This window comes from Sphingomonas sp. NFR04 (genome assembly GCF_900114095.1).
In the GTDB taxonomy this organism is placed as follows: Bacteria; Pseudomonadota; Alphaproteobacteria; order Sphingomonadales; family Sphingomonadaceae; genus Sphingomonas.
This window is the reverse complement of record NZ_FORV01000002.1, coordinates 408,500-429,289: the sequence shown is the minus strand read 5'-3', so window position 1 is coordinate 429,289 and position 20,790 is coordinate 408,500. Positions and strand designations below refer to the sequence as shown.

The 20,790-nt window shown below is 68.5% G+C and carries 14 protein-coding genes; 9 read left to right on the top strand and 5 right to left on the bottom strand.

Translation table 11 applies throughout. From position 1 onward, the window contains the following. The first annotated feature begins 95 nt into the window (after nucleotides 1–95). The 3 genes from dnaE to BM009_RS08140 all read left to right on the top strand — a co-directional run bounded on the left by dnaE (nucleotide 96) and on the right by BM009_RS08140 (nucleotide 6,409). On the top strand, nucleotides 96–3,575 hold the full coding sequence (gene dnaE, locus BM009_RS08150; RefSeq protein ID WP_093295300.1) for a DNA polymerase III subunit alpha: 3,480 nt from the start codon (nucleotides 96–98) through the stop codon (nucleotides 3,573–3,575). Nucleotides 3,576–3,682: 107 nt separating this feature from the next. Next, entirely contained in the window at nucleotides 3,683–4,543 is an 861-nt protein-coding gene (locus tag BM009_RS08145; RefSeq protein ID WP_093295298.1) for a glycosyltransferase family protein, read from the top strand. Nucleotides 4,544–4,816: 273 nt separating this feature from the next. Continuing rightward, nucleotides 4,817–6,409, top strand: coding sequence for a long-chain fatty acid--CoA ligase (locus tag BM009_RS08140; protein WP_175487948.1), 1,593 nt, complete (start codon nucleotides 4,817–4,819; stop codon nucleotides 6,407–6,409). Between the two features lie 48 nt (nucleotides 6,410–6,457). On the opposite strand, the gene BM009_RS08135 is transcribed toward BM009_RS08140, so the two are convergent. Together BM009_RS08135 and BM009_RS08130 are read right to left on the bottom strand one after the other, a co-directional pair. Beyond that, nucleotides 6,458–6,907 (bottom strand): cytidine deaminase, encoded by a 450-nt coding sequence (locus BM009_RS08135; RefSeq protein ID WP_093295295.1) that lies wholly within the window; start codon nucleotides 6,905–6,907, stop codon nucleotides 6,458–6,460. 5 nt (nucleotides 6,908–6,912) lie between these two features. Next, nucleotides 6,913–7,395: a UPF0262 family protein gene (locus BM009_RS08130; protein ID WP_093295294.1), complete on the bottom strand. Its 483-nt coding sequence runs from the start codon at nucleotides 7,393–7,395 to the stop codon at nucleotides 6,913–6,915. 82 nt (nucleotides 7,396–7,477) lie between these two features. On the opposite strand from BM009_RS08130, the gene BM009_RS08125 reads away from it, so the two are divergent. Further along, nucleotides 7,478–8,974, top strand: coding sequence for a replicative DNA helicase (locus BM009_RS08125; RefSeq protein ID WP_093295292.1), 1,497 nt, complete (start codon nucleotides 7,478–7,480; stop codon nucleotides 8,972–8,974). Between the two features lie 44 nt (nucleotides 8,975–9,018). Further along, complete coding sequence (locus BM009_RS08120; protein ID WP_175487947.1) at nucleotides 9,019–9,627, top strand: hypothetical protein; 609 nt, start codon at nucleotides 9,019–9,021, stop codon at nucleotides 9,625–9,627. 38 nt (nucleotides 9,628–9,665) lie between these two features. Here BM009_RS08120 and BM009_RS08115 read toward each other — a convergent pair whose 3' ends face one another. After that, on the bottom strand, nucleotides 9,666–10,358 hold the full coding sequence (locus tag BM009_RS08115) for a VIT1/CCC1 transporter family protein (protein ID WP_093295289.1): 693 nt from the start codon (nucleotides 10,356–10,358) through the stop codon (nucleotides 9,666–9,668). A 247-nt stretch (nucleotides 10,359–10,605) separates the two neighbouring features. Here BM009_RS08115 and addB point away from each other — a divergent pair, with 247 nt between their 5' ends. From addB to trxA, 3 genes are all read left to right on the top strand, one after another. Further along, complete coding sequence (addB, locus tag BM009_RS08110) at nucleotides 10,606–13,545, top strand: double-strand break repair protein AddB (RefSeq protein WP_093295288.1); 2,940 nt, start codon at nucleotides 10,606–10,608, stop codon at nucleotides 13,543–13,545. Between the two features lie 195 nt (nucleotides 13,546–13,740). Next, on the top strand, nucleotides 13,741–17,145 hold the full coding sequence (gene addA, locus BM009_RS08105; protein WP_093295286.1) for a double-strand break repair helicase AddA: 3,405 nt from the start codon (nucleotides 13,741–13,743) through the stop codon (nucleotides 17,143–17,145). A gap of 84 nt (nucleotides 17,146–17,229) precedes the next feature. Next, nucleotides 17,230–17,550, top strand: coding sequence for a thioredoxin (gene trxA / locus BM009_RS08100; RefSeq protein WP_093295284.1), 321 nt, complete (start codon nucleotides 17,230–17,232; stop codon nucleotides 17,548–17,550). A gap of 165 nt (nucleotides 17,551–17,715) precedes the next feature. Here trxA and BM009_RS08095 read toward each other — a convergent pair whose 3' ends face one another. Continuing rightward, nucleotides 17,716–18,510, bottom strand: a complete 795-nt coding sequence (locus tag BM009_RS08095) for an inositol monophosphatase family protein (RefSeq protein ID WP_093295283.1) — start codon at nucleotides 18,508–18,510, stop codon at nucleotides 17,716–17,718. Between the two features lie 5 nt (nucleotides 18,511–18,515). Further along, the gene (gene argJ / locus BM009_RS08090) at nucleotides 18,516–19,742 is read right to left on the bottom strand and encodes a bifunctional glutamate N-acetyltransferase/amino-acid acetyltransferase ArgJ (protein WP_093295281.1); all 1,227 of its coding nucleotides are present in this window, start codon (nucleotides 19,740–19,742) and stop codon (nucleotides 18,516–18,518) included. Between the two features lie 69 nt (nucleotides 19,743–19,811). On the opposite strand from argJ, the gene BM009_RS08085 reads away from it, so the two are divergent. Beyond that, complete coding sequence (locus BM009_RS08085; protein ID WP_254772233.1) at nucleotides 19,812–20,750, top strand: energy transducer TonB; 939 nt, start codon at nucleotides 19,812–19,814, stop codon at nucleotides 20,748–20,750. The last annotated feature ends 40 nt before the right edge of the window (nucleotides 20,751–20,790 follow it).

Here is a 20,790-nt window from a genome sequence, read left to right as displayed (position 1 = left end):
ATCCGTTTCGGCGATAACCCTCGGTCGGGCGCAAAAGCTGTGGAGAAGCGCCGCATCGGGTTGGCAATTCGGGCACTCCGCTCCTAGGTTCGGGCATGGCGCATTCCGGTTTCGTCCCGCTTCGGGTTTTCTCCTGCTACACCATGCTTGAAGGGGCGATCGACCCCAAGGCGATCGCCAAGCACGCCAAGAACCACGGCTTCCCCGCCATCGCCGTCGCCGATCGCAACGGCCTCTATGCCGCAATGAGCTTTTCGGACGCCGCCAAGAAGGCCGGCGTCCAGCCGATCGTCGGCACGCTGCTGGCGGTAAAGCGCTCGAACCTCGCCGAAGGGCTCAACGTGCCGATCGACTGGCTGGCGCTCTATGCGCAGGACCAGACCGGCTATGAAAATCTCTGCCACCTCGTCTCGCAAGCGCATCTCGATCGCCCGATCGAGGAAGACGCGCATGTGCCCTTCGCCGCGCTGACCGGCCACACGGACGGGCTGATCTGCCTCACCGCCGGCGCTGAGGGCGCGCTCGCCCGGCTCTATGCCGAAGGGCAGGACAAGACTGCCGAGGCCTATGTCGCGCAGCTCGAGGCGCTGTTCCCCGAGCGGCTCTATGTCGAGATCGCCCGCCGCAACAACGATGTCGAGACGCGAGCCGAGGCCAAGCTGATCGACCTCGCCTATGCGCGCAACCTGCCGCTGGTCGGCACCAACCCCGCATGCTTCGCCGAGGCCGATTTCTACAGCGCGCATGACGCGATGCTGTGCATCGCCAACTCGACCTATCTCGAAACCGACGATCGCCCGCGCTCCTCGCCCGACGACTGGCTGAAGCCGGCCGAGACGATGAAGACCAGTTTCGCCGACCTGCCCGAGGCGATCGAGAACACCCTCGTCGTCGCCCAGCGCTGCGCCTATGCCGCGCCCAAGCGCAAGCCGATCCTGCCCAGCCTCGCCGGCGATCGCGAGGGCGAGGCCAAGATGCTGCGCGACCTCAGCTGGGCGGGGCTGAAGGACCGGCTCGATTTCGCCGGCATCACCGATCCCGCCGAAGTGGAGGTATATAACCAGCGCCTCCAGTTCGAGCTCGACATCATCATCCAGATGGGGTTCCCGGGCTACTTCCTGATCGTGGCCGACTTCATCCAATGGGCGAAGTCGAACGACATTCCGGTGGGGCCGGGGCGTGGTTCGGGCGCGGGCTCGGCCGTCGCCTGGGCGCTGACCATCACCGATCTCGATCCGCTCAAGCTCGGTCTGCTGTTCGAACGCTTCCTCAACCCGGAACGCGTCTCGATGCCCGACTTCGACATCGACTTCTGCGAAACCCGGCGCGGCGAAGTGATCCGCTACGTCCAGGAGAAATACGGCCGCGATCACGTCGCGCAGATCATCACCTTCGGGACGATGAAGGCGCGCGCGGTGATCAAGGACGTCGGCCGCGTGCTGCAGATGAGCTATGGCCAGGTCGATCGCCTCGCCAAGCAGATCCCCAACCATCCGACCGACCCCTGGACCCTGGAGCGGACGCTGAACGGGGTCAGCGAATTCCTCGCCGAATATAACGGCAATGAGGATGTGAAGCGCCTCGTCGACCTCTCCATGCGGATGGAGGGCCTGCCGCGCCACAGCTCGACCCACGCCGCCGGCGTGGTGATCGGCGACCGCCCGCTTGCCCAGCTGGTGCCGCTGTATCGCGATCCGCGCTCCGACATGCCGGTGACCCAGTTCGACATGAAGAATGTCGAAGGCGCGGGGTTGGTGAAGTTCGACTTTCTCGGCCTCAAGACGCTGTCGGTGCTCAAGAAGGCGGTGGTGCTGCTCGCCAAGCGTGGCATCGACGTCAATCTCGACCGGCTCGATTGGGACGACGAGGAAGTCTACGCGCTCCTCCAGCGCGGCGACACGGTGGGCGTGTTCCAGCTGGAATCCGAAGGCATGCGCCGCACGCTGACCGCGGTGCGGCCGACCAATTTCGGCGACATCGTCGCGCTCGTCTCGCTCTACCGCCCGGGCCCGATGGACAACATCCCGATGTTCGGCGCGCGCAAGGCCGGTCGCGAGCCGATCGTCTATCCGCACGACCTGCTCGAGCCGATCCTGGGCGAGACCTACGGGATCTTCGTCTACCAGGAACAGGTGATGCAGGCCGCGCAGATCCTCGCCGGCTATACGCTGGGCGGCGCGGACATGCTGCGGCGCGCGATGGGCAAGAAGGTCAAGGCGGAGATGGATGCGCAGCGCAGCATCTTCGTGAAGGGCTGCAAGGAGGTCAACGACATCCCGGCGGCCAAGGCGAACGAGCTGTTCGACTTGATCGACAAGTTCGCCGGCTATGGCTTCAACAAGTCGCACGCCGCTGCCTACGCCTTGCTCGCCTACCAGACGGCGTGGCTGAAGGCGCACCATCCGCACGAATTCTTCGCGGCTTCGATGGCCTATGACATCCACCAGACCGACAAGCTGGCGGTGTTCGCCGACGATATGCGCCGGCTCGGCATCGAGGCGACCTCGCCCGACATCAACGCCAGCGAGGCCGACTTCACCGTGCAGGCGCATGGCGAGGGGCTCGCGGTGCGCTATGCGCTCGGCGCGCTCAAGGGCGTGGGCGAGCGGGCGATGGAGCTGCTGGTCGAAGAGCGCGAGAAGAACGGCCGCTTCGCCAGCCTCGACGATTTCGCCAAGCGGGTCGATCCGCGCGTGCTCAACAAACGCCAGCTTGAAACGCTGGCCTCGGCGGGGGCGTTCGACAGCATCGAGCCCAATCGCGCGGGCGTGCATGCGGCGGCGGAGACGATCCTCGCGGTCGCCCAGCGCGACCATGCCACGCGGATGAGCGGGCAGGGCGGGCTGTTCGGCGATGCCGAGCCGGCGGGCGGCGGGATCACCGTGCCCAAGGACGCGGTCTGGTCGATGTCCGACAAGATCAACGCCGAGAAGGATGCCTTCGGCTATTATTTCTCGGCGCATCCGCTCGACCGCTACGAGCATCTGTTCCGCGGGCAGGGCGTGCGCGACATCGCGAGCCTGCCCGACATGCAGATCCCCGAAGGCGCGCGGGTCACGGCCCAGATCGCCGCGCTGATCGAGGATTGCCGCTACCGCACCTCGGCGCGCGGCAACCGCTATCTGATGGCGACGATCTCGGACCGCAGCGCGCAGATCCAGACCTCGTGCTTCGAGGAGCTGATCGCCAAGGACATGGAGGCCTGCGCCAACGGCACCGGCTGCGCGATCCTGACACTGGAGCTCGACAAGCGCGCCGGCGAGGACACCCCACGCGCGGCGGTGAAGCGGGTGCAGCCCTTCGACACGCTGGCGGGCACCACCCAGCTGATCCTGGAGATCCGTATCGAGGATCCGACGGTGCCGGCACAACTGGCAGCCTTGGTCGGCGAGCTGCGCGGCGGGGGCAGGGGCGAGATCCTGCTCCACGCGCCGATCGAGGGCGGCGAGGCGACGGTGATGCTCGGCCGCGGTTTCCGGCTCGATACCGAGCTGGCGGCGCGGATCGAGACGATGCCGGGCGTGCAGGCCGCCTCGCTGATCCCGGCGAGCATGAAGCTGCAGGCGGCCGCCTGAGCGCGATCGTGCCCGTTTCTCAACGTTCCCGGCCAAACCCTCTATAAGACAAGAGGATCGGAACGGGCGCGCCGTCTGCGGGGCGGCGCGCCTCGGGGGAAGTGCGTGTGGCCTATCATCTCTGCCTGGTGCAGCCCGAGGGCTATGCCCATAGCGGCGCGCTGCTCGAACTCGCGGAACTGGTGTTCCATGGCCTGAGCGACCTCGGCCATCCGGTGACGATCGCGCTCAACGAGATCCGCGAGCCCGGGCGCAACATCCTGGTTGGCGCGCACCTGCTCGATCACGGGGTGATCGACCGGCTGCCCGAAGGGACGATCCTGCTCAACAGCGAACAGTTGCAGGCCGAGGGCAGCGGCTGGACCGGCGTGATGCTCCACGCGGCGCGGCGCTTCGAGATCTGGGATTATAGCCCGCGCAATGTCGAGCGGCTGGCGCAGGTGGCGGGGGCGCATAGCCGGCTGCTGCCGATCGGCTATCACGCCGCGCTGGACCGGATCGCGCCCGCGGCGGAGCAGGATATCGACGTGCTGTTCTATGGCTCGATCAACCCGCGTCGTCGGGCGGTGCTGGACGGGCTGGCGGCGGCGGGGCTGCGTGTCGAGCATCTGTTCGGGGTCTATGGGCCCGAACGCGATGCTGTGGTCGCGCGGTCGAAGCTGGTGCTGAACGTGCATTATTATCCGACGCATATCTTCGAGATCGTCCGCGTCTTCTACCTGATGGCCAACGGCAAGGCGGTGGTGAGCGAAGTCGCGGCCGATACGGCGGTGGACCGGGTGTATCTGCCCGGCATAGCGGCCTGTCCGTACGAGGGGCTGGTCGAGCGCTGCATGGCGCTGGTCGCCGACGAGGATGCCCGTCGGTCCCTGGAAGCGGCGGCGCGGGCGGCGATCCGCAAGGTGCCGCAGGCCGAGCGGATGGCGGCGATGCTGGCGCTGCCGCTGGATGTCCGCCGCGCGGGGTGAGGGATTGCCCCCTCCACCATTCGCTGGCGCGAATGGTCCCCCTCCCCCGGAGCAAGCTCCGGTGGAGGAAACACTTTCACTTTGAGCAAAGCGTCTCCTCCACCGCGCAGCGGGGGAGGGGGACCGCGCCGTGCCAGCGGCGTGGTGGAGGGGGCATGTCGACGACTGAGTATGCTCCATGCCACCAGCAACAGGATGTAACGCCCACCCCTCTCGACTCCCGCCCATGAAGGCGTATCCTGCGCCCAAAACAGCCACGCAATGGAGAGGCATATGCTGGGCGGCATGCAGGATTTCGAGCTTCGGGTATCCACGCTGATCGACCACGCGGCACGGGAACACGGGCCCCGCGAGATCGTCACCCGCTGGGCGGACGGCAGTGAGACGCGCACCAGCTGGGCGGGCATCGCCCACGACGCGCGCCGGATGGCGCAGGCGCTGGAGCGGCTCGGCATCCGCAAGGGCGACCGCGTGGCGACGCTGGCGATGAACCACAGCCGCCACCTCGTCGCCTGGTACGGCGCGACCGGCATGGGGGCGTTGATCCACACGATCAATCCGCGGCTGTTCGACGACCAGCTCGCCTTTATCGGCAACCATGCCGAGGACCGGGTGCTGCTCTACGACCGGATGTTCGCGACCGTGGTCGAGCGGTTGAAGCCGCACTGGACGACGATCGAGCAGTATATCTGCTTCGACGATCTCGGCCCGGCCGGCTTCGAGGCGTGGATCGGCGCCGAGGACGGAAATTATGCCTGGGTGCAGGGCGACGAGCGCGAGCCGATGATGCTCTGCTATACCAGCGGTACGACCGGCAACCCCAAGGGCGTGGTCTATACCCATCGCTCCACCGTGATCCATGCGCTGACAGAATTGCAGCCGGCGGAGTTCGACCTCTCGACCCAGTCGGTCGCGATGCCCATCGTGCCGATGTTCCATGCGGTCGGCTGGGGGCTGCCCTGGGCGGCGCCGGCGGTGGGGGCGAAGATGGTCTTCTCCGCAGTCAACGACCCCAAGATCCTGTGCGAGCTGATGAACCGCGAGAAGGTCACCCATTCGGCGGGCGTGCCGACCGTGTGGTTCGCAATGTTCCAGCACATCGACGCGACCGGCGATGTGCCCAAGCACCTCAAGATCGTCACCATCGGCGGGTCGGCCGCGCCGCGCGCGATGATCGAGCGGCTGATGCGGATGGGCATGCGGGTCAACCATGCCTGGGGCATGACTGAGACCAGCCCGATCGGCACCATGGGCGCGCCCTCGCCCGACTGGGATGAACTCGGCTTCGAGGCGCAGGTCGACCAGGTCAGCAAGCAGGGCAAGGTGCCGTACGGCGTCGAGCTGCGGACGGTGGACGACGAGGGCAGGGTACTGCCCCGGGACGGCAAGAGCTCGGGTCGGCTGCAGGTGCGCGGGCCCTGGGTGATCGGGCAATATTATCGCGAGGAGAAGCCCGCGGTCGATGCCGACAACTGGTTCGACACCGGCGACGTCGCCGTGCTCCATCCGGACGGGGTGATGCAGATCACCGACCGGGCGAAGGACGTGATCAAGTCCGGCGGCGAGTGGATCAGTTCGGTCGAGCTGGAGAATTGCGCGGTGGGCTGCGCGGGCGTCGCCGAGGCGGCAGCGATCGGCGTCCACCATCCGCGCTGGGAGGAGCGACCGATCCTGCTGGTGGTCCGCAAACCCGGCAGCACGGTGAACGAGGCGGAGATCCTCGCGCACCTCGGTGCCCACGTCGCCAAATGGTGGCTGCCGGACGAGATCCACTTCGTCGACAGCCTGCCGCACACCGCCACCGGCAAGCTGCTCAAGCGGGAGATCCGCCAGCGCTACAAGGATTATTCGCTCCAGGCGGCGTGAGGACGACGCGGGTGTCCCGAACCCGGCGCAGGGAAGGCGCTCCCCGGGTCAGGAAATCCCCAGATCGCCTGGCCCGAACGCGTGGGGCAGCAGCTCGGACAGGCGATAGCTCGCCACCGCATCGCCCTCGGCGCCGCCGCAATGCACGGGCAGGTCGCGCTTGCCGAGCTGCGCGGCCTCGTTGATCACCTGCCGGCAGCGGCCGCAGGGGCTGACCGGCGCGGTGCCGGTGGGCACCCCGTCCGCGCCGATCGGCCCACCGATCACCGCGATCTCGGCCACGTCGCGCAGGCGCCCCTGGGCCGAGACGGTCGCCAGCGCTACCGTCTCGGCGCAGAGCGACAGGCCGTAGCTGGCATTCTCGAAATTGGCGCCGGTCACCACCGTGCCGTCGGTCAGCAGCACCGCGGCACCCACGCCGAAGTTCGAATAGGGCGCATGGGCATGGCGCGCGGCGGTGCGGGCGGCTGCGATCAGCGCGCGTACGTCGGTGGTCATGAAACTCATCCCTTGATGTGGAGCACGCAGATCAGCGTGAACAGCCGCCGCGCGGTATCGAAATCGACTTCGATCTTGCCCTCCAGCGCGGTGCGGAGCAGCTCGGCGCTGTCGTTGTGGATGCCGCGCCGGGCCATGTCGACCGTCTCGATCTGCGCGGGCGTCGCCGCGCGGATCGCCTGGTAATAGCTGTCGCAGATCGCGAAATAGTCGCGGATCGGCCGGCGGAAGCGGGCGAGACCGAGCACGATCGTCTCCAGCGGGGTGTCGTCCGCCCGGCGAATCGCCAGCGCGAGCCGGCCTTCCTCGACGCTGAGGTGAAGCTTGTACGGCCCGGCATAGCCATCGGCATGCGCGCGCTGGGGCGCGAAATGATTGTCCTCGAGCAGATCGTAGATCGCGATCCGCCGTTCCTGTTCGATATCGGCCGAGCGCCACAGGATGGTGCGCTCGTCGAGGGTCACGTCGATGATCCGCGGATCGGCCATAGGGCGCAGCTTTGGAAGCATTCCCCGTTTTCCACAAGCCGGTGCGGTTGCCGCGGAGCGCGCATTGGCCGATGAGGGAGGGATGGCACAGCCGATCCCCTTTCCCGCACCCGAGCCCCAAGAGGGCCTGAGTCTCCCGCAGAATGTCGAGGCCGAAGCAGCGTTGCTCGGCGCGATGATGATCGACAACCGAGTCGCGGAGGACGTGCTCCAGAAGCTGCGACCCGAACATTTCTTCGAGCCGCTGCACGGCCGCATCTACGAGCAGATCACCCTGCTGGTCGGCGACAACCGCCTCGCCACGCCGGTGACGCTGCGCCCGCTGTTCGCGCATGACGCGGCGATGAAGGAGCTGGGCGGCCCGGCCTATCTCGCCCAGCTGACCGGCAACCCGGCCAGCCTGATCGGGGCGCGCTCCTTCGCCGACCAGATCTACGATCTCGCCCAGCTGCGCGCGCTGGTCGACGTGGGCCGCGGCATGGTGGAGGGGGCGCTCGACACCAGCCAGGACATCAACCCCTCCAAGCAGATCGAGCAGGCCGAGCTCAAGCTCTACCAGGTCGCCGAACAGGGCGACACCGATGCGGGCGTGAAATCCTTCACCCGCGCCGCGACGCTGGCGGTGAAGCAGGCCGAAAAGGCGATGAACTCGGGCGGCGGCATCTCGGGCATCACCACGGGCCTGAGCGACCTCAACGCCTCGACCGGCGGCTTCAACCGATCGGACCTGCTGATCCTCGCCGGCCGACCGGGCATGGGCAAGACCTCGCTCGCCACCAACATCGCGTTCAATGCGGCCAAGCGCTACATGGACGATCTGGATGCGGGCATTGCCGAGGACAAGTCGATCGGCGCGCCGGTGGCCTTCTTCAGCCTCGAAATGTCGGCCGACCAGCTGGCGATGCGTATCCTGTCCGAGCAGGCCGAGGTCGTCTCGGAAAAGCTGCGTACCGGCCAGCTGAGCAATGCCGAGTTCCAGAAATTCGCGCGCGCCGCGGGCGATCTGGAGCGGCTGCCCTTGTTCATCGACGATACGCCGGGCCTCACCATCGCCGCGCTGCGCACCCGCGCGCGGCGGCTGAAGCGCCAGCACAAGATCGGCATGGTGATCGTCGACTATCTCCAGCTGCTCACCGGATCGGCCAAGGCCTCGGGCGACGGTCGCGTGCAGGAAATCTCGGAGATTTCGCGCGGCCTCAAGACACTGGCCAAGGAACTCCACGTCCCGGTGCTCGCGCTCTCCCAGCTGAGCCGCGCGGTGGAAAGCCGCGAGGACAAGCGCCCGCAGCTCTCCGACCTTCGCGAATCCGGCTCGATCGAGCAGGACGCCGATATCGTGCTGTTCGTGTATCGCGACGAATATTATCACGATTTCAAGGCACCGACCAAGGTGCCCGACGGCACCGAAACTGCCGAGGAGCGCATGGCCTATGAGGAATGGCAGGCCAAGCAGCTGGAAGTGGCCAACAAGGCGACGGTGATCATCGCCAAGCAGCGCCATGGTGCTACGGGCTCGGTGCACATGCGCTTCGACCGGCAGTTCACCAAGTTCAGCGATCTGGCGCCGGAGGGGTATTGAGGGTAGTCAGCAGTTCGTCGGAGCTGTTCTTGAAAGGGGCGGGTGTGAACAATGTGGAGCTGGCCGAACATCGGCTGCTGGTCAGCATGTTCATCGATTCACATCGCCCAGAGCGTCGATTTATGTCGCGACAGGACTTCCAGGCGGACTACAATACCACCGTTGACACGCGCCTTTTCAATAGCATCGTTACAGACCTGCGACGGCAGGGGCTCGTTAAAACGAGCCCAAACGCTGGCTCATATTTCGTACGGCTTCACAGTGACGCTTACAAGAGCGCGCTAAGTAGGATCCTGCTCGCGCTAAAGGCTGATGCTTTTGAGGTTGATTGGGATACCAAACGGATATTCACGGACGCTGAAGAGCTGGATCAGGACAGGTTGATACCGTGCCCGAATTTTTGGGTTCTTATGACATCCGAAAAGCGTGCAACGGCTGCGTCCGATCCGATCGCCACCTTGTCGCAAGTGGCTAGTAGAGACATCAACCACTTCTATGGGCCAGTCGCGGGCCCCGGGGTTAGCAATCAACCAGTGGAAAGCAATGAAAGCTGGTGGACGCGCTGGGGCACAATCTTCGGAGGATTGGGTGCGTTGCTCGCGGCTGTTGCGATTTTGGCTACTTGGTACTTCTGGCGCTATCCGCACCCGTAAATTAAACCATGACGGGCAACGGTGCGTGTTTGATCTCATCAAACACTCGTCCCCACAACCCGCCCGATACCCGCGGTCAAGGCCATCGCGAGCGCGCCCCAGAACACCACCCGCACCACCGGCTTGAGCGGCCTCGCCCCGCCGGTGATCGCGCCCAGCGCGCCGAGCAGGGCAAGGAACAGGATCGATCCCGCTGCTTCGCCCGCCGCCATCCAGCGCATCGGCAGCAGCGCGGCGAGCAGCAGCGGCAGAGCCGCGCCCGCCGTGAAGGTCGCCGCCGAGGTGAACGCGGCGACCACCGGCCGCGCGGTGGTCATTTCGGTGATGTGGAGTTCGTCGCGGGCATGGGCCTCCAGCGCGTCACGCGCCATCATCTGCTCGGCCGCCGCCTTGGCGGTCGCGGGATCGACGCCGCGGCCGACATAGATGGCGGTCAGCTCGGCCAGCTCGGCCTCGGGCGTGGTGGCGAGTTCCAGCCGCTCGCGGACGAGGTCGGCGCGTTCGGTATCGGATTGCGAGCTGACTGAGACATATTCGCCCGCCGCCATCGACATCGCGCCCGCCACCAGCCCCGCCACGCCCGCGACGAGCAGCGCCGGCCGCCCGGCCCCTGAGGCGGCGACGCCCAGGATCAGGCTGGCGGTGGAGACGATGCCGTCATTCGCCCCCAGCACCGCGGCGCGCAGCCAGCCGATCCGGGCGACGAGATGCTGTTCGCGGTGCGGGCGCATGGGGGTTCCTCCGGCAATGGTGGCGGGAGGATGGGGCGGAGCGCGCCGCGCGGCAATGGGGGGAGTTCCCATGGGCGGATCGCCGCACGCCGGCTGCAGGCTTCGCCCGGCCGGCAGGTGCCGGGATCCATTCGCCCCGTCGGCGCTCCGGCGCATCCGGGTCGGAGGCGAAGAGGCGTGTCAGCGGTTGCGCCTGCCGGTCCAACCCCGCTAAGGTTCGCGCTCCGTTCCCCTTTCGTCGAGCCGCATGTCGCACGCCCTGCACCTCTATACGATCCCGCCGCACCGGGCCTTTGCCGATGCGCTGGCGATCGGGCTGATCCGCCGCTTCGGCGCGGACCCGCTGCGGCTCGCGCGCGGCGTGGTGCTGCTGCCCAACAACCGCGCCAAGCGAGCGATGCAGGATGCTTTCGTGCGCGAGAGCGGCGGCGGGCTGCTGCTCCCCCGGCTCGTCGCGATCGGCGACCCCGAACTCGACGAGGCGGTGTTCGAGACGGTCGACGATGCCGAGCCGGTGCCGCCCGCGGTCGACCCGCTCCAGCGGCGCATGATCCTCGCCCGGCTGCTCCAGGGGCATGACGCCCGTCTGGACGCGGCGGAAGCGGTGCGGCTGGCGGGCGATCTCGGCACGACGCTGGACCAGCTGCTGGTCGAGGAAGTCTCGCCCCGACGGCTTCGCGACCTGGAGCTTGGCCCCGAGCTGTCGGCGCATTGGGAGCGCTCGCTCGCGCTGTTCGAGATCGTGCTGACCCGCTGGCCCGAGGAACTGGGCGCACTGGGGCGCGTCGATCTGCCCGAGCGGCGACGGCGGTTGCTCGATCGCGTGTCGGCGCGGTGGAAGGCCGCGGGGCCGTCAGGCTTCGTCTGCGCGGCGGGCATCACTACGGCAGCGCCGGCGATCGCGCGGCTGCTGCGGGTGGTGGCGGGATTGCCCGAGGGGATGGTGGTGCTTCCCGCGCTCGCCACCGCGATGGGCGACGACGAATGGGAGTCGCTCGGGCCGCACAAGCCGGACCCGATTAGCGGGCGGCGGCGCCGTGCGCTCGAGACACACCCGCAATTCCACCTCAAGCTGCTGCTCGACCGGATGGGCGTGGCGCGCGGCGAGTTCCAGCAATGGCGTGTCGCCAGCGAGCTCGATGCGCCGCCCGCGCGCAGCAAGGCGATCGCCTCGGCGATGCAGCCGCCCGAGCTGACCCATCGCTGGACCGACCTGCCTGCCGGCGAACGGCGGCTGGACGGGGTGCGTGCGCTCGAACTCGCGACTCCGGCCGAGGAGGCGCAGGCGATCGCGCTGGCGCTGCGCGAGGCGCTGGAGACGCCGGCGCGCACCGCGGCGCTGGTCACCCCCGATCGCGCGCTTGCGCGGCGGGTGGCGGCGCATTGCGCGCGCTGGAGTATCGCGGTGGACGATTCCGCCGGCCAGCCGCTGTCGCTCACCCCGCCGGGCACGCTGCTGCTGGCACTTGCCGATGCGGCGGCGCAGGCCTTTGCGCCGATGCCATTGCTGACCTTGCTCAAGCATCCCTTGGTGCAGCCGAACGATCGCGCCGCCTGGTTGGACGGCGCGCGGGCGCTCGATCTTGCGCTGCGCGGCCCGCGTCCGGCTCCGGGTCTCGCAGGGATCGACGGCCACCTTGCGGACCAGGGCGGCCGGGAAGGCGCGCTCCGACGAAACGCCGCGCGCTGGTGGGAGACGTCGCGACCGCTGCTGGCGCCGCTGGAGGCGGTGTTTGCGGCACGCGCGCAGCCGCTCGCCGGGCTGGTCGCCGCGCTCCGTGAGGCAGCGCAGGCACTGGGCGGTGACATGCTGTGGAGCCGCGAGGACGGTCGCGCCGCCGCGCTGCTGCTCGACGATCTGGAGCGGGAAGCGGCGCACGGCCCCGCGCTGGCCGAGCCGGACAGCCTCGCGCCGATGCTCCGCACGCTGATGGACGAAGTCGCTGTGCGGCCGCCGCAGGGCGGGCATCCGCGGCTGGCGATCCTCGGCCTGATCGAGGCGCGGCTGCACAGCGCCGATCTGATGATCCTCGGCGGTCTCAACGAGGGAATCTGGCCCGGCCTGCCTGCGCCCGATCCCTGGCTGGCGCCGCGCATCCGTGCCGAGCTGGGGCTGCCGGGGCTGGAGCGGCGGATCGGCGTCTCGGCGCATGATCTCGCGATCGGGCTGGGGGCGAAGGCGGTGCTGCTTACCCGCGCCCGCCGCGACGCCAGCGCGCCGACGATCGCCTCGCGCTTCTGGCTGCGGCTCGAGGCGCTGTCGGGCGGTCTGGAGCGGGCAGGGGACCTCGCCGCATGGATGGCGGCGATCGACGCGCCGGGGGCGTTCGCGCCGGTCGCGCGGCCGGAGCCGTCTCCGCCCGCCAAGGATCGTCCGAAGGTCATCTCGGTGACCGAAGTCGATCGGCTCAAGGCCGACCCTTATGCCTTCTACGCGCGGCGGATGCTGCGGCTGATGCCGCTCGATCCGGTCGATGCCGACCCGAGTGCGGCGTGGCGCGGTACCGCGGTGCACGACGTGCTGCAGCGGTGGTTCGAGGAGGATGATTGCCGCCCGGACCTGCTCCGCGACCGCGCCGAAGCGATGCTGGCCGACACCCGCACCCACCCGCTGATCCGCGCGCTGTGGCAGCCGCGGCTGATCGAGGCGATCGACTGGATCGCCGGGGAACTGGTCGAACAGGGGCTGAAGGGCCGCAAGGTGCTGGCGGTGGAGCGGGACGGGTCGATCGACTTCGCCGGCGTCACGCTGCGCGGCAAGTTCGACCGGGTCGACCGGCTGGAGGGCGGCGCGCTGGCGATTGTGGATTACAAGACCGGCCAGCCGCCGAGTACGCGCGCGGTGAAGGCGGGGTTCAGCCTGCAGCTGGGATTGCTGGGCCTGATCGCCGAGCGGGGCGGGTTCGAAGGGATCGAGGGCGCCGCGCGGGCCTTCGAATATTGGTCGCTGGCGCGCAATCCGAGGAGCGGCGGGTTCGGCTATGTCGACTCGCCGGTCGATCCGAAGAAGCGCGAGCCGGTGCCGGCAGAGGATTTCGTCAGCATCGCCGCCGAGCATTTCGCCGCGGCGGCCGGCGAGTGGCTGACCGGCGACCGTCCGTTCACCGCCAAGCTGGTGCCTGAATACGCCCCCTATGCCGAATATGATCAGCTGATGCGCCGGGATGAATGGTATGGACGTGAGTAGGTGGCCTTCTTCATTCCTCCCCGGCACGGGGAGGGGGACCGCGCGGCGTAGCCGCGGGGTGGAGGGGCCGCGCCGCCAGGCGCGGTTCGGGCTCCACTCGGAGGAACACCGCCGCGTACGCGGCGGCCCCTCCACCATTTGCGCCGCAAATGGTCCCCCTCCCCGTGCCGGGGAGGATTTTGGGATGCGCCACATATGAGCCGCAGCCCCGCCAAGCTCCACCCGCTGAAGGGCAACCAGAAGCGCGCCAGCGATCCCACGCGGCATATCTGGCTGTCCGCCTCGGCCGGAACCGGCAAGACGCAGGTGCTCGCCGCGCGCGTGTGGCGGCTGCTGCTCGCGGGCACCGATCCCTCGGCGATCCTGTGCCTCACCTTCACCAAGGCCGGTGCGGCCGAGATGTCGGAGCGGATCACCGGCCGGCTGGCCTATTGGGTGCGCGCCAGGGACGAGGAGCTTGCCGCCGATCTCGCGGCGCTAGGCGAGAGCATCGGCCCAGAGAGCCGTGCCGCCGCCCGCACGCTGTTCGCCAAGGTGCTCGATGCGCCCGGGGGCGGCATCCGCATCCAGACGATCCACAGCTTCTGCCAGTCGCTGCTCGCCGCCTTCCCGATCGAGGCGGGGCTGGTGCCCGGCTTCCGCCCGCTGGAGGCGCGCGAGGAAGCGGTGCTGGCCCGCGAGACGCTGGCAGAGATGCTGGTCGAGGCGCGGCGCGAGGGCCGGGAAGCGGTAATCGACGCGATCGGCGCGCTCAGCCTGCGGCTCGGAGAGGGCGGGGCGGAAGGATTCCTGCAGGAATGCGCGCGGGCTGGCGAGGCACTGGAGGATCTCCCCAGCGGCATCCAGCCCTGGCTGCGCCGCGCGTTCGATCTTCCCGCAGGCGACATCGCCGAGTCGGTGGCAGCGAGCTGCTGCGACGACGGGTTCGATGTGCAAACGCTACGCACTATCGCGTCGGCGAACGCGGCATGGGGCACGGCCCGCGGCTTGGAGCGCGCCGACGTCATCGCTGCGTGGCTGGCGCGGTCGCCGGAGGCACGGGCGGAGACGCTGGCCGATCTCCACCTCGTCTGGGCCACCGCCAAGGGCGATCCGCGCAGCTTCGCCAAGGGGCAGGCGCCGCAGGATCCCGACTATGCCGAGGCGGCGATGCGGCTGCACGGGCGCTGCGGCGACCTGCTCGCGATGCGGGTGCGCGCCGCCTATGTCGACCTGCTCGCGCGCGGGCTGGAAGCCGGCCGCGAGTACGCCCGCGCTTATACCACCGCCAAGCGCCGTCTGGGCGCGGTCGACTTCGACGATCTGATCGGCCGCACTATCGCCTTGCTCCGTCAGGAGGGCATGGGCGAGTGGGTGCGCTTCAAGCTCGACCAGGTGACCGAGCATGTGCTGATCGACGAGGCGCAGGACACCAATCCGCGGCAATGGGCGATCGTCTCGGCGATGGCCGACGAGTTCTTCGCGGGCGAAGGCGCGCGCGGCGATCGGCTGCGCACGTTGTTCACCGTGGGCGACTACAAGCAGGCGATCTTCGGCTTCCAGGGCACTGATCCGATCTTCTTCCAGGCGGCGTTCGAGCGGTTCAAGCGGCTGGCGAACGTCCGCCCGGACTATGAAGTGGAGGCGCGGGAGCTGGAATCGCTCTCGCTGACCCACAGCTTCCGCTCGACCCGTCCGGTGCTGGAGTTCGTCGACGCTGCGCTGGGCCTGCTGCCCGAACCCGGCATGGGCCCGATGAGCGACAGCGAGCCGCACGCCAGCGAAGTGCCTGGTCCCGGCACGGTGACTTTGTGGCCGCCGGTGATCGAAGGCGGCAGCGAGGCCGACGAGGAAGAGTGGATCGGCGACGCCACCCGCGCGCTCGCAGCCCGGATCGCCCGGCAGATCAAGGCCTGGGTGGGCAGCCTGCCGCTGTCCTCCAAGGGCCGGACGCTGGCGCCCGGCGACGTGATGGTGCTGGTCAAGCGGCGCGGCGAGCTTGCCTCGCTGATCGTCGCGCGGCTCTATGCCGAGGGTGTGCCGGTGGCGGGGGTCGACCGGCTGCGGTTGAACGCGCCGCTGGCGGTGCAGGACCTGCTTGCCGCGATCCGCTTTGCGCTCCAGCCCGAGGACGATCTGTCGCTGGCATCGCTGCTGGTTTCGCCGCTGATCGGCTGGACGCAGGAGGAACTGATGGCGGCGGCGGTGCGCGAGCGCGGTGGCCTCTGGCGCCACCTGCGCGAACGTCAGCCCGCCGAGAAGCTGGCACCGCTCTACGACCTGCTGCGCCGCGCCGATCTCGCCACGCCCTATCGCTTCCTCGAGGAAATCCTGTCCGGCCCGCTGCAGGGGCGGCGCAAGCTGCTGCTGCGGCTGGGCGAGGAGGCGCGCGATCCGATCGAGGAACTGCTCAACGCTGCGCTGACCTTCGAGACGCGTGCGACGCCGTCGCTCCAGCGCTTCCTCGACTGGTTCGATCGCGGCGATGTTGAGATCGTCCGGGACGCCGCCCAGCCGCAGCCGGCGGTGCGGGTGATGACCGCGCATGGCTCAAAGGGCCTGCAGGCGCCGCTGGTGATCCTGGCCGACGCCACGGTGGATCCGACCCGCAGCCCGCGCAGCACGCTCAAATGGACGCCCGACCAGGACCAGGAGAAGTTCCCGATCTTCCGCCCTCGCAGCGCCGAGCGCGACGGCGCGCTGGCCGAGGCGCTGGCCGAGGCGGACGCGCGCGAGCTGCAGGAGCATTGGCGGCTGTTCTACGTCGCCGCCACCCGCGCCGAGGAGCGGCTGGTAATCGCCGGTGCGCTCGGTCCCCAGGCCAAGGGCGAGCCGCCCAAGGCGAGCTGGTATGCCGCCAGCGTCGCGGCGCTCGATGCGCTGGGCGTGCCTGTCGACGAGGCGGGCGCACGCGAGTTTCACGGCGTGGTGCCGCAGGCGCCGGTGCGGCCGGTTGCGGCCTCGCCAATGGTGGAAGTGGCGCCCACGCCCAAGCCGCCCGGCTGGCTCCACACGCGCGCGCCGGAGGAGGCTCGGCCGCCGCGGCCGCTGGCACCCTCGTCGCTGGGCGACGACCGGGTCGCCGATCCGCCGCCGGGGCCCGCGATGCGCGCCGCCGCCGAGCGCGGGCGGCTGCTCCACGCGCTGTTCGAGCGCCTGCCGGGCGTTGCCCCGGATGCGCGGCGGCCGGCGGCCGATCGCTGGCTGGCGGGCGCGGGGGGACTCACCGATGCTGCCGAGCGCGCGGCGCTGATCGACGCGGCACTGGCCGTCACCGAGGACCCGCGCTTCGCCGAGCTGTTCGGGCGCGACGCGCTGGGCGAGGCACCGATCGCGGCGGTGGTGGCGGACGGGGTGGTCGTCTCCGGAACGGTCGACCGGCTGGTGGTGACGCCTGAGCGGGTGCGGGTCGTGGACTTCAAGACCGGCCGCCGCGCGCCTGCCTCGCTTGCGGATGTGCCGCCCTATCATCTGCGCCAGATGGCAGCCTATGTCGCCGCGCTGCGGGTGATCTTCCCCGATCGCGCGGTGGAGGCCGCGCTGCTGTATTCCGCCGGTCCGGTGCTCTACGCATTGCCCGAGGCCCTTCTCGCGGAGCACAAGCCCGGCTACGCGGGGTAGGAGCAAAGCTTGGGCCCATGCGCTTGAGCAGCGGGCCCGGCGACCATAGATAGCCGACCAACACGAAGTTCAGGAGATACCGACATGGCCACTGTGGCGACCACCGACGCCAATTTCGAAACCGACGTGCTGCAGGCGGACAAGCCCGTCCTCGTCGATTTCTGGGCCGAATGGTGCGGCCCCTGCCGCATGATCGCCCCGGCGCTCGAGGAGCTCGCCGAGGAGCTGTCGGAGCAGGTGCAGATCGTGAAGATCAACATCGACGACAATCCCGATGCACCGACCAAGTATGGCGTGCGCGGCATCCCGACGATGATCCTGTTCAAGAACGGCCAGCAGGCCGCCACCCAGGTCGGCGCGCTGCCCAAGAGCGCGATCAAGCAGTGGATCGAACGCGAGATCTGATCGCATATCGGGCGACCCTTCCGCCCCTTGCAGGGCGTAGGCACCCGGCTTTCAGGTAGCGGCGCCTCCAAAACCTTCGTCATCCCCGCCTTCGCGGGGATGACGTGGTGGCGGCCGATGCGATCGTATTCACGTTGACGCGCGCCTCAGCCCAAAGGCAATGCCTCAGCCGAACAGCAATTCGGTAGCGCGTCGGCCCAGCTCGGGCGTCGAAGCCGCGATCAGTCCGGTTCCCTTGCCGTCGACGCGATAGGGGGTGCCGTCCCAATGCGCGACATAGCCGCCCGCCTCGCCGAGGAAGACGACGCCGGGGGCATGGTCCCAGATCAGCGTCCGCCGGAACACCGCGACGTCGTTCTGCCCCAGTGCAAGCCGCGGATAATTCTCGGCCGCACAGCGCGGCATCGCCCAAAGCTCGAAATCCTGCTCGAAGCGCCGCATCCGCTCGGCGTGCTCGGCCTCGGACTGGGCGACCTTCGACACCGACGCGTGGGGGCGGGGGCTGTCACTCTGCCGGGCATGGACCTGGCTGCCATTGACGAACGCACCGCCGCCCAGTGCCGCGTGACACATCCGCTCCGCAACGGGATCGTAGATCCAGCCGGCCTGGATGACGCCCGCCTCGATCAGCGCGATCATGATGCCGAAGGGCGGTTCGCCCGCGGCGAAATTGCCGGTGCCGTCGATCGGATCGATCACCCAGGCTCGCGCCGCCATCGCCTGGTCGGCGAGCGCCGGGTTCGCCGCACAGGCTTCCTCGCCGATGATCACGGCGTCGGGGGCGATCGCGGCCAGGCCCTCGGTCAGCCGTTCCTCGGCCTCGCGATCGGCGATGGTGACCAGCTCGCCGGGGGTCTTCTCCAGCACCTCGTGCGCGGCGAGGTTGCGGAAGCGCGGCAGGACGACGGTCTCGGCGACGCGGCGGATCAGCGCGGAGACCGCGTCATGATGAGGATGCAAGCGGCTCAGCTCCGGTAATCGGCGTTGATCGAGATATAGCCATGGGTGAGGTCGCAGGTCCAAACCGTCGCGCGGCCTTCGCCCAGGCCGAGATCGACGCCGATCTCGATTTCCTGGCCCTTGAGATGCGCGGCGACCGGTGCCTCGTCATAGCCTTCGACGGCAAGACCGTCGCGCGCCACCTGGGTGGTGCCGAAGCGGATGGCCAGCTGGTCGCGCTCGGCAGGTTCGCCGGCCTTGCCGACTGCCATCACCACGCGCCCCCAATTGGCGTCCTCGCCGGCGATCGCGGTCTTCACCAGCGGCGAATTGGCGATCGACATGGCGATGCGGTGGGCGCTGCGGTCGCTCTCGGCGCCCTCGACGGTGATTTCGATCAGCTTCTGCGCGCCTTCGCCGTCGCGCACCACGAGCAGCGCCAGCTGGCGGCAGAGATCGGCGAGCGCGGCGCGGAAGGCGTCGGCGCCCGCATCCTCGTCGCTGGTCAGCGGCGTGTTGCCCGCCTTGCCGGTGGCGAAGGCGAGGACGGTGTCGCTGGTCGAGGTGTCGCCGTCCACCGTGATGCACGAGAAGCTGGCACCGTTGGCGTCGCGCAATGCATGCTGGAGGAATACCGGGTCCACCGCCGCATCGGTGAAGATGAAGCCGAGCATCGTCGCCATGTCCGGCGCGATCATGCCCGATCCCTTGATGATGCCGGCAAGCGTCACCGTGCGGCCGTCCACGACAGCGGTGGTCACCGCACCTTTGGCAAAGGTGTCGGTGGTCATGATCGTCGCGGCGGCGTCTTCCCAGCTGCAGACTTCGGCCGTGTAGGCGGCGTCGAGCCCGGCCTCGGCCTTGTCGATCGGCAGCGGCACGCCGATTACGCCGGTGGAGGCGACGAAGACGTCGGACGGATCGCAGCCGAGATGCTGGGCGGTGCGGGCGGCGATCGCCTCCACGGCGGCGCGGCCGCGATTGCCGGTGAAGGCATTCGAATTACCGGCGTTGACCACCAGCGCGCGTGCCTTGCCGAGTACCAGCGCCTTGCGGCACCACTCCACCTCGGGCGAGGGGCATTTGCTGCTGGTCAGCACGCCCGCGACGCTGGTGCCTTCGTCGAGCGTGACGAAGGTGAGGTCGCAGCGATCCCAGTTCTTGTACCGCGCCCGGGCGACGCGCGGGGTGACGCCGGCAATGCCGGGCAAGGCGGGAAAGGGCAGCGCGAGCGGGGAGGTGCTGGTGGACATGAAACCGCCTGTGGTTAGGGTGCGGCGCGTGCTTCGTGCATGGGGGGACAAAGATCAATGTTTTTGGTGATGGCGCTGCTGGCGGCGCAGGTGCAGGATGGCGTGAATCCGACGACTCCCGTGAAGCCGATGTCGAATCCGGGAAGCTGGGTAACAGAAAACGACTATCCTGCACTGGCGCTGCGGGAGGAGCATGAAGGAACCGTCGGCTTTCTCCTCCAGATTGATGCAAGCGGCATTCCCATCAGTTGCAGCATCGCGCGAACGTCCGGGTCCGAGGAGCTCGACGAGCGCACCTGCGCGATCTTGGTGCAACGAGCACGCTTCTCGCCGGCGCGCGACGCGAAGGGGAAGCCGATGGCGGCCAGCTATTCCAATAGGTTGTCGTGGGTTATACCGCGCAGTAGCGCGCTCCCAACAAACGCAGGTCCCACGCCTGCGACAACTGGTCCGTGGATGACCGATGATGACTACCCCGCTTCGGAAATGCGGCGGGGACACGTTGGCAGCCTGTCCTTCATCCTCGACGTAGCTGCGTCGGGTCTGCCGACTGCTTGCAAGGTGGCCATATCGTCCGGCTATCCCGTACTGGATCAAGCAGCGTGCACCATCTTGATGAAACGCGCGCGTTTCGCGCCGGCGCGCGGGCCTCAAGGGGAAGCGACACACGGATATTATCCAGGGAGGTTCAATTGGGCGCTCCCGGATCAGCCACAGGACAAGGCGATGCGCAGTCACTCTGCGGCGCCGAACATGATCGACCTAGTGGTGCCTTCTGTTCCGGATACCTACAAGCAGCCCGCTGAAGCAAAGGTGACGTTTGACCCGACCGGCAGAATGGATGCGTGCGAGGTGACCCGCACTAGCGGAGCCCAGTCCCTCGACTCATTTGCGTGCCAGCAATTACAGCGATTGGCCGTGCCCGGTGCGGGAGCGTCTAGCGCACCAGACAAGAAAGATGGGCTTTATACCATCTCATTCCGCACCGATGCGCCCGCCAAGCCCTAGCTTTTGATTAGACGAACCGTGCGTCGATCCCTATGTGTCG

What these genes read in the sequence shown, in the direction of transcription:
- BM009_RS08135 (WP_093295295.1), bottom strand. Translation starts at nt 6,907, where the DNA reads ATGACCACCGACGTACGCGCGCTGATCGCAGCCGCCCGCACCGCCGCG.
- trxA (WP_093295284.1), top strand. Translation starts at nt 17,230, where the DNA reads ATGGCCACTGTGGCGACCACCGACGCCAATTTCGAAACCGACGTGCTG.
- addB (WP_093295288.1), top strand. Translation starts at nt 10,606, where the DNA reads ATGTCGCACGCCCTGCACCTCTATACGATCCCGCCGCACCGGGCCTTT.
- dnaE (WP_093295300.1), top strand. Translation starts at nt 96, where the DNA reads ATGGCGCATTCCGGTTTCGTCCCGCTTCGGGTTTTCTCCTGCTACACC.
- BM009_RS08130 (WP_093295294.1), bottom strand. Translation starts at nt 7,395, where the DNA reads ATGGCCGATCCGCGGATCATCGACGTGACCCTCGACGAGCGCACCATC.
- BM009_RS08125 (WP_093295292.1), top strand. Translation starts at nt 7,478, where the DNA reads ATGGCACAGCCGATCCCCTTTCCCGCACCCGAGCCCCAAGAGGGCCTG.
- addA (WP_093295286.1), top strand. Translation starts at nt 13,741, where the DNA reads ATGAGCCGCAGCCCCGCCAAGCTCCACCCGCTGAAGGGCAACCAGAAG.
- BM009_RS08115 (WP_093295289.1), bottom strand. Translation starts at nt 10,358, where the DNA reads ATGCGCCCGCACCGCGAACAGCATCTCGTCGCCCGGATCGGCTGGCTG.
- argJ (WP_093295281.1), bottom strand. Translation starts at nt 19,742, where the DNA reads ATGTCCACCAGCACCTCCCCGCTCGCGCTGCCCTTTCCCGCCTTGCCC.
- BM009_RS08085 (WP_254772233.1), top strand. Translation starts at nt 19,812, where the DNA reads ATGGCGCTGCTGGCGGCGCAGGTGCAGGATGGCGTGAATCCGACGACT.
- BM009_RS08140 (WP_175487948.1), top strand. Translation starts at nt 4,817, where the DNA reads ATGCTGGGCGGCATGCAGGATTTCGAGCTTCGGGTATCCACGCTGATC.